This is a genomic window from Arcticibacter eurypsychrophilus (assembly GCF_001730525.1).
Taxonomy (GTDB): domain Bacteria; phylum Bacteroidota; class Bacteroidia; order Sphingobacteriales; family Sphingobacteriaceae; genus Arcticibacter; species Arcticibacter eurypsychrophilus.
Window position 1 is genome coordinate 1 of the sequence record NZ_MDFN01000040.1, and the last position, 12,517, is coordinate 12,517.

Below are 12,517 nucleotides of genomic sequence, written 5' to 3' on the forward strand. Positions count from 1 at the left end.
TTCAGTACTACCGGGCTTTTTTGCGTCTATATGAATTTGCGAGCAGATAGTTCTCCATTAAAATGATCGTTTTGCCAAGCTTTATTTAGAAGGTTCCTCTACAAATAAACAGGCTAATACTCCATTATTTTGATTTTCAACTGCGTTGTGTTATTAAAAATAAGGCATTATAACTTGAGGTACAATAACAAAAATTAAAGTAGTTTAATTTTTGTTATCTTTTCAGAAGTATACCTTTGCATTAGAAAGGTGCGTTTAAACAATTTATATGGGACTTATAAAAATTAATGGTATTCAGCTGTATGTCGAAGTCAAAGGAACTGGGTTTCCTATTATTTTAATACATGGAGTCGGCGGAGATCACCATGCACATTTAAGAAATGTAATTGAACCACTATCGAAAAACTTCAAAACGGTAGCATTGGATTGTCGTGGTCACGGGAAATCAGATAAACCAATAGAATTCACTATGGGAGATCATGTGCAGGATATTATTGGAATCATGGATTATTTTGGCTTCGAAAAAGCGCATTTGCTTGGCGTATCCATGGGCAGTTATATTGCTCAACTGGTTGCTATCACAGCTCCGAATCGTATTGATAAGTTGATATTGACTGTTACAAAGTCCAATGGACTTACTTCTTCGATACAGCGGTTGTTTAAAGAAAATGAAGAAGAAATTAAGGGTTTGAATATGCATGAAACCATAGTAAAACTATTAAAATTTATGGTGTATGACCCCGAACTGATGAAAAACCATTTGGAGATATTTGAAACAAACCTGAGCCCTGAACAATTTAATGCTGCCAATAAGGCTATTGGTGCTTTCGATTTTAGAAAGCAGCTCTCTAAGATTAAAGTAAAGACGTTGGTTATCAGCGGAAAGTATGATGGTTTGAACCCTCCTGGTGACGGAAAGGAAGTTGCTTCACTAATAAAATATGCAACATTTGTGGAAATGCAATATTCTGGACATGCACCTATGTTCGAGGAACCGAATGCCTATATGAATACCGTTGAGACCTTTCTTTGTAAACAATAACGAACAGGCAATATTGATCTTTAAAAGTTCAGATTTAAATGCCATAATTAAAAATAATAACAAGTTTCCTCTGCGTTCTTTTGGAACAAACCTGGGTGCTATCTACAGTTTTGGTAGCTTAGGTTTCAGACTCTTTGTTTTATTACCTTTTCCGTCCTTTTAGTGTTTTAATCAATAGTAGTTTGAGAGCACGATAGCTTTGTGTTATGATACAATGCTGCTTTAGCCTGCAAATAAACAAAATGGGCAATTCCCTTTTCTTTGTAAATAGTTAGTGTTTCTAATGTATTATATACCACTTTGAGCAATCTTCTTGCAACAGCTACAATCGCCTTTTGCGCCTTCATGCGCTTACTTGACTTATCAAATAAAGCGTGCCAATAAGAATCCTTCATGCGAACAGTGACCCAAGCAGCGCCAACAATGGCAACTCTTAAATAACTATTGCCTTTTTTAATTAAAGTGTTTTTTCTTTTACCTGCACTTCCATTGTTTCCTGGCGCAATACCGCACCTGGCTGTAAAATGATCGCTGTTGGGAAACGGCTCATATCGGTATAAGTCCCGAATTCCCTGAACTCCTGATTGCTGCCATCTTTCCCGAAAATAAACCGACGATCTTGTCTTTGTGCATGTCGCGACCACAGGCTTTATCCTATTGAGGCATAATGTTAACACCTTCAATTACTTGTTGTTTGATAAATATTCTCCGTTGATTATATATGAAATATATTTTTATGAGATCGGGTGTTTTTCAAATCATCATACTTAGATAAATATTCTGAACTAGGCTCATAATTGAATTATAACCCAGTGCATCTAAAAATGGGAGTAAAATAGTTTAAGTTGTACTTCATCTTTTGCCTATGTTAGCTTGTATTTTGCAGACTGTTTTCATAATTTTACAATATAAAGCTTGGGGATGATAGTGGAAGATAAAGGTTTGAAGTGGGAATTACTTAAACAACATTTGGTATTACTATCTGAGAAGGGCATATTTTGGGAAGAACAGCAAACGCTTATTGTGTCTGACCTGCATATTGGAAAAGTTGGTCATTTTCGTAATGCCGGTATTGCTATTCCCAAAGATTTAGAACAAGAAGAATTAGCCGTATTATCTGACCTAATTGCGAAATACAATCCAAAGCGAATCATTTTTTTGGGTGATCTGTTTCATAGCGAATATAATGATGACTGGAACTGGTTAATGCTTTGGACCGGCTTATTCCCAAACATTCAAATGGTTTTAGTGAAAGGGAATCATGATGTTTTGAATCATCATCATTATAGTGATGCAGGATTTATTGTTATGAAGGAGTATATTTTCTTTCCGTTTAAATTTATACATGAACCTCTAACTGAAAATGAGGGTTCTGAATTGTATTGCATCAGTGGCCACATTCATCCTGCAGTTAAACTTAAAGGAAAAGGAAAGCAGTCTCTTACCTTATCCTGCTTTTACTTCAATTCAGTCCAGGCAGTAATTCCTGCTTTTGGAAAGTTTACAGGTAATTATTGTATTGAAGTTACTAAAGCCGAGCATGTCTTTGGCATTTTGAACAATAAAGTGCTTAAGTTGTGATTAGATTGTTTCTAAATTGAGTAATGTAGTGTGTTTTTGACCAGATGGGTTATATTATTGTCATGTTATTGGATACTTTTGTACTTCTATATATAATTTAAGAAAGGAAAATGGGTAGTTTAAGTAAAGCTTTCTCCTCAACACTGGGAAGAAAATTAATAATGGGATTAACTGGTTTGTTTCTTAGCTTGTTTCTCGTCATCCATCTTATTGGAAATCTTCAGTTGTTTAAAGATGATGGAGGTAAAGCATTTAATGAGTATTCTTATTTTATGACTCATTTTCTGCCAATCAAAATCGTTTCGTATATATTGTATATCTCCATCATTTTGCATGCGGTTTACGCTTTAATTATTACAGCACGGAATAAAAAAGCAAGAACTATTCAATATGCTCAGTATAACGGAGCGGCAAACAGTACCTGGAGCTCTAGAAATATGGGTATCCTGGGAACAGTTATTCTGTTATTTCTTGTTATTCATATGAAAACATTTTGGGCAGAGTATCATTGGGGAGGTTTACCTTATGTGCAATATGAAATGAGCCTGGAGAACCCAAATGTAGTAACTGTTACACAGTTGCCATTTGAAGGGAAAGAATTGGTGCATGCTGAATATGTCAATGTACAGAATAAAACAGAAGTGGTTGTCGCAAAAGATCTTTATTTTGTTGTAAAAGATGCATTTAGCAATGTATGGTATGTTATATTATATGTATTCTCCATGATTGTTTTAGGTTTCCATTTGTATCATGGTTTTCAAAGTGGGTTCCAGACGCTTGGGTTTGATCACGTAAAGTATAAGCCAATTATTGATTTTGCGGGGCTTTGGGTATTTAGTATTATCATACCTGCAATATTTGCTGCAATGCCCATATATATGTATTTCGCACAATAGATGAATCCTCCCTTATAGGGATAAAATATAATTCTGACATGGTATTAGATTCAAAAACACCACAAGGCCCATTAGCGGAAAAGTGGAATAAATATAAATTCGATCTGAAGCTTGTAAATCCTTCTAACAAAAGGAAGTTTACAGTAATTGTAGTTGGAACTGGTTTGGCTGGTGCTTCTGCAGCTGCATCACTTGCAGAGCTTGGTTATAATGTAAAATCGTTTTGTTATCAGGATAGTCCCCGTCGTGCTCACTCTATTGCTGCACAAGGTGGTATTAATGCAGCAAAAAATTATCAAAATGACGGCGATAGTGTTTATCGTTTGTTTTATGATACAATAAAGGGAGGCGATTATCGCTCCAGAGAATCAAACGTACATCGGTTGGCAGAGGAATCTGTTAATATCATTGACCAATGTGTAGCACAGGGTGTTCCTTTTGCTCGTGAATATGGTGGCTTACTTGATAACCGTTCCTTTGGTGGTGCTCAGGTTTCCCGTACTTTTTATGCAAGAGGTCAAACTGGACAACAGTTGTTATTAGGTGCTTATTCTGCCTTAAACCGCCAGATTAATTTAGGTAAAGTAGAGATGTACAACCGTCATGAAATGCTTGATTTGGTTATGGTTGATGGTAAGGCTCAGGGTATTGTTACCCGTGATCTGATCTCTGGTGAGATTGAATCTTTTGCTGGTCATGCTGTGCTATTGTGTACTGGTGGATACGGTAACGTGTTCTATTTGTCTACCAATGCCATGGGATGTAATGCTACAGCAATCTGGAGAGCACATAAAAAGGGTGCTTTTTTTGCTAATCCTTGTTATACGCAAATCCATCCTACTTGTATTCCTGTAACGGGTGACTATCAGTCAAAATTGACTTTAATGTCTGAATCTCTTCGTAATGACGGACGTGTTTGGGTTCCTAAAACGAAAGAGTTGGCTGAACAGGTTCGTAAAGGACAGGTAAAGCCTGGTGATTTAAAGGAAGATGATCGTGATTATTTCCTGGAACGTAAATATCCTTCATTTGGAAATCTTGTTCCCCGTGATGTGGCTTCCCGTAATGCTAAGGAAGTTTGTGATGGAGGTAAAGGAGTAGGAACAACTGGAAAGGCTGTTTACCTGGATTTTGCAGATGCGATTCATCGTCTTGGAAAGGATGCTGTTCAAGCTAAATATGGAAACTTATTTGATATGTATTATCAGATTACAGATGAGAATCCTTATGAAATGCCAATGCGGATTTATCCTGCGGTACATTATACGATGGGTGGACTTTGGGTTGATTATAATCTGATGACTTCAGTACCAGGTTTATATGCACTGGGAGAATGTAATTTTTCTGATCACGGTGCGAATCGTCTTGGAGCTTCTGCTTTAATGCAGGGACTTGCGGATGGTTATTTTGTGATCCCCTATACTTTAGGTGATTATCTTGCAGGTATCGGCCCGAAACCAGTTGATACCAGTCATCCGGCTTTTGCTCAAACAAAGAAGGATATCATGGACCAGATCAATAAGTTCCTGGCTATGAAGGGAACGAAGACCCTTGACGAGTATCATCGCGACCTTGGATTGATTATGTGGGAATACTGTGGTATGGCCCGTAATGAAGCCGGTTTATTGAAAGCAAAGGGATTGATTCAGGCATTAAAAGTTGATTTCTGGAAAAATGCAATTGTGATGGGTGAAAATGAAGAGATGAATATGTCGCTTGAAAAAGCAGGACGTGTGGCTGACTTTATTGAATTGGGCGAATTGATGGTGGATGATGCACTGAATCGTAAAGAATCTTGCGGTGGCCACTTCAGAGAAGAGAGCCAAACTGAAGAAGGTGAAGCGAAACGTGATGATGAGAATTTTGCATACGTTGCAGCTTGGGAATTCAAAGGGGAGAATACTCCTTCAGAATTGCATAAAGAAGAGTTGATATTTGAAAATGTCAAACTTACTCAACGTAGTTATAAATAGTTATATAAGAAATCTAAATAAGCCATGAGTGGAAACATGAATTTAACCCTGAAGGTATGGAGACAGAAGAACGCTGCAGACAAGGGTCAATTTGTTACATATAAAGCTGCTGATATATCACCTGAGATGTCTTTTCTTGAAATGCTTGACGTCGTGAATGAGCGCTTGGTTAAGGGGACACAGGATCCTATTCATTTTGATCATGATTGTCGCGAAGGAATTTGTGGCGCATGTTCGTTATATATAAATGGTCGCCCACACGGCCCTAAACAGGCTATAACAACTTGTCAGTTGCATATGCGTAGCTTTCACGATGGGGAGATTATTACCATTGAACCTTGGAGAGCAACTGCATTTCCCGTAATTAAGGATTTAGCGGTAGACCGTTCTGCTTTTGATCGAATTCAACAAGCTGGTGGATTTATTTCAGTAAATACAGGAGGAGTTCCGGATGCTAATGAAATACCTATTTCTAAGGTTGTTTCAGATGAAGCATTTAACTCGGCGACATGTATTTCTTGTGGAGCTTGTGTTGCGGCATGTAAAAATGCTTCTGCGTCTTTGTTTGTATCGGCTAAGATTTCTCAGTTGGCATTATTGCCACAGGGACAACCTGAAAGATACCGCAGAGCTCAGGCAATGGTAGCACAAATGGACAAGGAAGGGTTCGGGAACTGTACTAATACTGGTGCTTGTGAGATTGAATGTCCTAAAGAAATTTCGTTAACAAACATCAATAGAATGCGTCGCGATTTTTATAACGCTAAGTTTTTTAAAGAAGAAGAGATAAATTAATTATTTTTGTTTTGCGAGGCAAGGAGATATTGTGACAAGAGCCCAGTTGCGAAAGCACTGGGCTCTTGTGATTTTAATAGTTTTTATTACTTTTTGCTCGTGACAATAATCGCCCCATTTTTCCCTTTTGCTCCGTACATTTTAGAAGCCTGATCATCATTTAGAACAGACATAGACTGTATAGTCTCTTGTTTGATGTTTTTTAAATCAGAGGAAGAGGTTTCTTTTCCATCAACAATTATAAGTCCCTTGAAATTAGGAATGCTATTACTGATCTCTTTTGTGGTGCTTGCATTATAACCCACCACTACTGTTGGGGATAATTCATTTATGTTTGATTTTAATTCTTTGACAGGAGAACTATCAGAGGGTGTCTGCGCTAACTCTTCCGGCGTCTTCAACTGTAGTTTAATGACTCCGTATTTTCCTTTTTCACCATATTGAGCAGTTTGGTTGCCCTTAGCCACGTGTATGGATTTGATGGTATTTGCATCGATTGCTGCTATATCACTTTGTTTGATTTCCTTTCCGTCTAATAGGTAAAGCGGCTGATTCGAGTCAATCTGTGAATTCGAATTTATGGACCCGGTTTTGTCTCCTTCGAGGTTGAGCATGATGGGTAGTGTAAATAGAACGCGTACCGGCTTTTTGTCTTTTATTCCAGGTTGCCATTTGGGACAATTCTGAAGCAATTTTAACGCCTCTTCTCCAGTCCCATATCCAATATCCTGTAATATTTTAATATCAGTCAGTGTTCCATCTGTTTCTATAATAAAAGAAAGTATCAATTTTCCTGTTATTCCTTTTTTTCTGGCTTCAACTGGATATTTATAATTTTTCCCAACATAAGCAAAGAAGGCATACATTCCTCCCTGAAATTCCGGTAGTTTATCTATGGTGGTGACGGAAAATACACTGTCAGTGCTACGTAGCAGCGTATTTCTAGGTGTTGCTATTGGTTTGGCGTTAATCAGAGTGGCTAAAAGGTTACTGACAGATCCTGAAGGGCCTGCAGTATTATTCGCTAGCTCTGCATTTACATTGTCTACCGTGTTCTTGATTTGTTTGGTTAGCTTATCAGACTGAGAGCTTGCGGATGCCATAACTACCATACAGGCAAATAAAGGTGCTGATAATCCGTACTTCAGCAAGGCGGTACGTTTTGACTTGTTTTTTTGTAACATGATAATTCTCTTTTTTAGTAATGATTGGTTAAAAAAACTATTGGTTAAATGAAGTGGTTTGACTCCGAAGGCATTGCTGACCAGTAATACGGAATAATCATGTTTTCCCATTATATCTGCTGTATTCTCGTCTGCAATGAACTCGTGTATATATTTAATAGATTTGATATAGAGATAACTTATTGGATTAAACCAGTTAATGATGGCCAGAATTTCAAAGAGTATCACATCAGCAGAATGTAACTGGTTTGCATGTACCATCTCGTGTTTCCTGATGGATTCCTTCTCATCCAGTTCATCCGAGATCCTGATCTTGCTAAAGAATGACCAGGCTGATTGTGGACTATTACCTTGACTTTTTATAATTAGATATAAATGATGAGCAAACTTACCCGTGGATATTAATGCACCTGATAGGTAAATTATAAGCAACCAATCTGTCAGATTTTTCGATTGAGTTACTGTAACACCTGTTAGGTATATGGATTCCAAGGTAACCGATACTGTATCCTGTTGATGAAAAAATAAAGCGTATACCCATTGGCTCTGGATAATAGGGATACAAAGGGATAGTATAGCGGTTGAAACTAAATAGATTCGGTTCAGAATAAAAAAGGTCTCACTACGCAGTAGTAGAGTATAAAAACCATAAAATAAAATTAGGTATATATTGACCTGTATAAGATATATTGCCCAGTTCATGACTTATTCTTTTTAAAGTTTCCAATTAGTTTTAGGATTTCATCAGCCTCTTGCAGATCAATTTTTTCTTTTTTTACAAAGAAAGAAAATATTTTTTCTACCGAGTTGCCAAAGTAATTGTGGAGTAATTTGTCGGTGGCAAAACTGCGGTATTGTTCACGTGTAATAACTGGAAAATACTGATGGCTATTTCCAAGTGCCAGATGATCTGCAAAACCCTTAGTTTCCAGGATTCGGATGATGGTAGATACCGTATTATAGGCAGGTTTTGGATCAGGTAATATCTCTATTATATCTTTAACGAAGCCCTGTTCTATTTCCCATAAGACCTGCATAATCTGCTCTTCCGCTTTAGTTAGTTCCTTGATTTCCATATGCTCACATTGTTTATATAAAAGTATAACTAAGTTTTTAGTTATACAACTAAATTATTAGTTCAATGAAAGAAAAAACTTAAATTTTATTTTCCTGTTTAAAATTTACATCTACTATAAAGAATATGACGATAACATTTCATGGAGCTGCAGGAACGGTAACAGGCAGCAAACACCTTATAAAACTTAATAATGGAACTCAGCTTTTGCTTGATTGTGGAATGTTTCAAGGAAGGGGAGATGAAACAGATGAATTGAACGAGCATTTCGGTTTCAATCCCGAAGAAGTAAATTATCTTATTTTATCGCATGCACATATTGATCATTGTGGATTGATACCGCGTTTGGTTGCGCAAGGTTTTAAAGGAACCATATTTTCTACTGCTGCAACTATGGATCTGGCGAGAATTCTTTTAAATGATTCTGCAGGGATTCAGAAAAATGATACTGATTATATCAATAAAAAAGAGGCTAGAGCTGGTCGTTCTCCTGTGGAGCCTTTGTATACCGAAGAGGATGTTATGAAAGCTATGCGGCTTTTTAAGATAGTAGAGTATAATGAAGATTATGAGATTGACTGCAGAGTGAAATTTTGCTTTACAGATGCAGGGCATATACTAGGGAGTGCGGCAGTAAACCTTAGTATATTGGAAGACGCTAGGTTTACTCAGATTACATTTAGCGGAGACCTGGGAAGCTATGATGATATGTTACTTAAAAGTCCGCAACCTTTTCCTCAGGCCGACTATATTATACTGGAGTCTACCTATGGAGATTCCTATCATAAAGATTTAGAGCCTATTGAAGGGCAATTGCTAGAAATTGTCACGCAAACCTGTTTGGTTAAGAGGGGGAAATTAATTATTCCGGCGTTTAGTGTAGGGCGTACTCAGGAATTACTGTATGCATTAAATGCACTTGAACTGAATGGAACATTGCCCGATGTTCCCTTTTATGTCGATAGTCCACTGTCTTTAAAAGCTACAGAGGTGTTGAAAGAACATATTGAGGTGTACAACAATAAAGTTCAAGAGGTCTTGAAACGCGATGAAGATATATTTCAGTTTAAAGGATTAAAGTTTATCCAGAATGTGGAAGAATCTAAGCGCTTAAATGATGACCCAAGACCTTGTGTTATTATTTCCTCTTCTGGAATGGCAGAGGCAGGAAGGGTTAAACATCATATGCGGAACAACATTCAAAATAATAAGAATACGATATTACTGGTTGGGTATTGTGAACCAAAATCTTTAGGAGGACAGTTAATGTCCGGTAAAAAGATCGTTCAGATTTTTGGTGATGATTATGATGTTAGAGCTGAAGTAAAAGTGATCAGATCAATGAGTGCACATGGTGATTGCGCTGACTTGCTTCAGTTTTTGTCTTGTCAGGATCCTAAAGAAGTAAAGCAGATTTATTTGGTTCATGGGGAAAACAAGGTGCAAGAAAGTTTCCGAGCTAAGCTACTTGAAGTTGGGTTTAGTAGTGTTATAATACCCGCTCAACATCAGGTTGAAAGCTTAGCATTTAAAGAGGTGATTCAGAATTAATATAAAGACTGGATCACTCCTTTTAGTACAGGTACACTAAAGTAACTGGAGACTGTGTATTTTTCAGGATTCTTGTCTTTGCCTGAATTACTTACAGAAAGTATAATTGCAAGCAAAGCTGGAATTAGCAACATAATAAATGGCGAAACTGAATGATATGATTTGTTCATTGCTTTTTTAATTTCTTAATCAAATCAACAATATAATTTCTTTAATTGAAAATTATTTAGACTAATAGCCATTTAGACTAGATGAACAGGTCAAATCAGAACATCATTGATTTGGATTATTAATGATTAACTCGGTGTGCAATACTCTGGTTTCAAATTCTGTGACTGGTTTTTTGCTTTCAATAAGCTGAATAAGCAATTCCATTGCAGCCTGTCCCATCTCAAAGGCAGGTTGTCTTATAGCTGTAATTGGGGGATTAAATAAGTCGACTACAGTAGAATTAGTAAATCCTGCAATCTTTATTCCTGAAAAGTAATCAGGTGCTATTTTTTTTATGGCATGTAAGCAACCGGCACTAAGTTTGTCCTGAGCAAAGAATATAGCATCAGGGCACTCCTTAAGAGCTAGTATTTCTTTTGTAGCTTTATCAATCTCTTCCTGATTACTACCACCAAGTTCACAATATTTGATATAATCGGTATTAAAAGGGATGTCATATTTTTTTAATGCAGCTTTATAACCCTCAAGTCTTTCTCCGGTTACAGATAAATGAGCGGAACTTGTAAAGTGCGAAATCTTTTTATGTCCAAGCTGAATTAGATATTCTGTCGCATCAAAAGCACCTTTAAAATTGTCTGCAATTACTTTATGGGTGTCAATCTCATCGGTTACACGATCGAATAGCACAATAGGGAGCCCTTGGTTATGCAGGTTTTTCAGGTAGGAAACATCAGAACTTTCTGAAGATAAAGATATTAATAAACCGTCTACTGAGCGGGATGCAAGATGTTCCACATTCAATACCTCTCTGTCGAAACGTTCATGGCTTTGTGTTATGGTTACATTGTATCCGGCCGTATAGGCTACAGATTCCATTCCGTCAATTGCTTGTGAGTAAAAGTTATTTGCAATTTCACATACCACAATACCAATGGAATAACTCCGCCTTTCTTTTAAACTTAGCGCGATAGGATTAGGATGGTAATTGATCTTTTCTGCGTATGCAGTTACAATTTTCTTTGTTTCTTCACTTATTTCATAACCCCCACGTAAAGCTCTGGAGATTGTTGACGTAGAAAGACCCAACGCTTTTGCTATATCTTTAATAGTAACTGTGTTAAATCTCATTGCTTTCTTATTAGGACTGATATTTATAAGAGCTAAAGATACTTATAATATTTTTTTTGTGTAGAATGTGGTAAAATTCGATTAAAAAATCCATGAAAAGATCTGGATAGGTTGAGTATTGGAGACGAAAGATTTGTGTTCTTTGTCTGCTAGAAGATATTTTAATTGTTGTCGGGAACGATTGCGTGAATATTAGAGGTAATATTTGCCATTTTTCAGGTATAACTTTAATATTGTAAGGAAAGGAATACAATTGAAATCTGGGTTGATTGTTGGAGGTAATTAAACTAATTTGCGCTGACTGTCAGTGCCTTAAATAAGAATACCGGATACTTCTGTACTAAATTAAAAACAATATGACTAAGCAAGTTTTAAATCGAAAATGGTTGTTATGCTCCATTATTCTTATGTCGTTCACTTTGCCTCAGGAAAGGCAGATTAAGGTTTATATGATTGGTGATTCAACAATGGCGGATAAGGCGAAGAAGGCTTATCCCGAAACAGGATGGGGTACACCATTTGCCAGCTTTTTTAAACCGGAGGTGCAAGTGGATAACAGGGCGCAAAATGGCCGTAGTACCAAGTCTTTCCTGGCAGAAAAGCGTTGGTCATCTGTAATGGATAGTTTGAAAGAAGGAGATTATGTTTTTATTCAATTTGGGCATAACGATGAAGTTCAGACTAAAAAGAATGCCACTACGGAACAGGAATTTAAAATCAATTTATTACGATTTGTTAAGGAAACGAGGGAAAAGAAGGGAAATCCGGTATTGCTTACCTCCATTGCACGCAGGAAATTTGATGCTTCCGGTAAACTTGAAGATACACATGCAGTGTATTCACAAATTGTTAGGGATGTTGCCCTGCAAAGTAATACGCCACTAATTGATATGGATAAAAAAAGTCAGGCGCTTTTAATAAGCTTTGGTCCTGAGAACTCTAAATTATTATATAATCATTTAGCGGTTGGTGAGCATCCTAATTACCCGGATGGGAAAGAAGATGATACGCATTTTAATGAGTTAGGAGCACGTAAGATGGCTGAAATAGTTCTGGCTGAAATAAGAACTTTACAGCTTGGTTTGGTTGCTTATGTTGTTAATTCCGGTAAATAAATCAGC

General features: G+C 36.9%; 12 protein-coding genes. 7 read left to right on the forward strand and 5 right to left on the reverse strand.

What is annotated here, in order from left to right:
- The first annotated feature begins 268 nt into the window (after positions 1–268).
- The gene (locus tag BFL47_RS17455) at positions 269–1,042 is read left to right on the forward strand and encodes an alpha/beta fold hydrolase (protein ID WP_069661086.1); all 774 of its coding nucleotides are present in this window, start codon (positions 269–271) and stop codon (positions 1,040–1,042) included.
- 167 nt (positions 1,043–1,209) lie between these two features.
- On the opposite strand, the gene BFL47_RS17460 is transcribed toward BFL47_RS17455, so the two are convergent.
- Positions 1,210–1,686 carry a transposase gene (locus tag BFL47_RS17460; RefSeq protein ID WP_170827346.1) on the reverse strand — a complete coding sequence of 159 codons (477 nt, stop codon included), beginning with the start codon at positions 1,684–1,686 and terminating at the stop codon, positions 1,210–1,212.
- A 277-nt stretch (positions 1,687–1,963) separates the two neighbouring features.
- On the opposite strand from BFL47_RS17460, the gene pdeM reads away from it, so the two are divergent.
- The 4 genes from pdeM (at position 1,964) to BFL47_RS17480 (ending at position 6,287) form a co-directional block, all read left to right on the forward strand.
- Positions 1,964–2,623: a ligase-associated DNA damage response endonuclease PdeM gene (pdeM, locus tag BFL47_RS17465; RefSeq protein WP_069661088.1), complete on the forward strand. Its 660-nt coding sequence runs from the start codon at positions 1,964–1,966 to the stop codon at positions 2,621–2,623.
- A 110-nt stretch (positions 2,624–2,733) separates the two neighbouring features.
- On the forward strand, positions 2,734–3,519 hold the full coding sequence (locus BFL47_RS17470) for a succinate dehydrogenase cytochrome b subunit (RefSeq protein ID WP_069661089.1): 786 nt from the start codon (positions 2,734–2,736) through the stop codon (positions 3,517–3,519).
- Between the two features lie 38 nt (positions 3,520–3,557).
- A complete protein-coding gene (locus BFL47_RS17475) occupies positions 3,558–5,492 on the forward strand; it encodes a fumarate reductase/succinate dehydrogenase flavoprotein subunit (RefSeq protein WP_069661090.1) in 1,935 nt (644 codons plus the stop codon).
- Positions 5,493–5,516: 24 nt separating this feature from the next.
- Complete coding sequence (locus BFL47_RS17480) at positions 5,517–6,287, forward strand: succinate dehydrogenase/fumarate reductase iron-sulfur subunit (protein ID WP_170827347.1); 771 nt, start codon at positions 5,517–5,519, stop codon at positions 6,285–6,287.
- Between the two features lie 86 nt (positions 6,288–6,373).
- On the opposite strand, the gene BFL47_RS17485 is transcribed toward BFL47_RS17480, so the two are convergent.
- Positions 6,374–8,173: a TonB family protein gene (locus BFL47_RS17485; RefSeq protein WP_069661091.1), complete on the reverse strand. Its 1,800-nt coding sequence runs from the start codon at positions 8,171–8,173 to the stop codon at positions 6,374–6,376.
- A complete protein-coding gene (locus tag BFL47_RS17490) occupies positions 8,170–8,547 on the reverse strand; it encodes a BlaI/MecI/CopY family transcriptional regulator (protein WP_069661092.1) in 378 nt (125 codons plus the stop codon). The genes BFL47_RS17485 and BFL47_RS17490 overlap by 4 nt, the downstream gene beginning before the upstream one ends.
- 125 nt (positions 8,548–8,672) lie before the next feature.
- On the opposite strand from BFL47_RS17490, the gene BFL47_RS17495 reads away from it, so the two are divergent.
- Positions 8,673–10,097: an MBL fold metallo-hydrolase RNA specificity domain-containing protein gene (locus BFL47_RS17495; protein WP_069661093.1), complete on the forward strand. Its 1,425-nt coding sequence runs from the start codon at positions 8,673–8,675 to the stop codon at positions 10,095–10,097.
- Here the strand turns inward: BFL47_RS17495 and BFL47_RS19855 are convergent.
- On the reverse strand, positions 10,094–10,267 hold the full coding sequence (locus BFL47_RS19855) for a hypothetical protein (protein ID WP_170827348.1): 174 nt from the start codon (positions 10,265–10,267) through the stop codon (positions 10,094–10,096). The genes BFL47_RS17495 and BFL47_RS19855 overlap by 4 nt on opposite strands.
- Positions 10,268–10,370: 103 nt before the next feature.
- Positions 10,371–11,396: a LacI family DNA-binding transcriptional regulator gene (locus BFL47_RS17500; protein WP_069661094.1), complete on the reverse strand. Its 1,026-nt coding sequence runs from the start codon at positions 11,394–11,396 to the stop codon at positions 10,371–10,373.
- A gap of 356 nt (positions 11,397–11,752) precedes the next feature.
- Between BFL47_RS17500 and BFL47_RS17505 the strand changes: the two genes are divergently transcribed.
- On the forward strand, positions 11,753–12,511 hold the full coding sequence (locus BFL47_RS17505) for a rhamnogalacturonan acetylesterase (protein WP_069661095.1): 759 nt from the start codon (positions 11,753–11,755) through the stop codon (positions 12,509–12,511).
- Positions 12,512–12,517 lie beyond the last annotated feature (6 nt).

Bases quoted from the DNA above. Each gene is read 5' to 3' on its own strand.
- BFL47_RS17455 (WP_069661086.1), top strand. From the start codon at position 269: ATGGGACTTATAAAAATTAATGGTATTCAGCTGTATGTCGAAGTCAAA.
- pdeM (WP_069661088.1), top strand. From the start codon at position 1,964: ATGATAGTGGAAGATAAAGGTTTGAAGTGGGAATTACTTAAACAACAT.
- BFL47_RS17470 (WP_069661089.1), top strand. From the start codon at position 2,734: ATGGGTAGTTTAAGTAAAGCTTTCTCCTCAACACTGGGAAGAAAATTA.
- BFL47_RS17475 (WP_069661090.1), top strand. From the start codon at position 3,558: ATGGTATTAGATTCAAAAACACCACAAGGCCCATTAGCGGAAAAGTGG.
- BFL47_RS17480 (WP_170827347.1), top strand. From the start codon at position 5,517: ATGAGTGGAAACATGAATTTAACCCTGAAGGTATGGAGACAGAAGAAC.
- BFL47_RS17485 (WP_069661091.1), bottom strand. From the start codon at position 8,173: ATGAACTGGGCAATATATCTTATACAGGTCAATATATACCTAATTTTA.
- BFL47_RS17490 (WP_069661092.1), bottom strand. From the start codon at position 8,547: ATGGAAATCAAGGAACTAACTAAAGCGGAAGAGCAGATTATGCAGGTC.
- BFL47_RS17495 (WP_069661093.1), top strand. From the start codon at position 8,673: ATGACGATAACATTTCATGGAGCTGCAGGAACGGTAACAGGCAGCAAA.
- BFL47_RS19855 (WP_170827348.1), bottom strand. From the start codon at position 10,267: ATGAACAAATCATATCATTCAGTTTCGCCATTTATTATGTTGCTAATT.
- BFL47_RS17500 (WP_069661094.1), bottom strand. From the start codon at position 11,396: ATGAGATTTAACACAGTTACTATTAAAGATATAGCAAAAGCGTTGGGT.
- BFL47_RS17505 (WP_069661095.1), top strand. From the start codon at position 11,753: ATGACTAAGCAAGTTTTAAATCGAAAATGGTTGTTATGCTCCATTATT.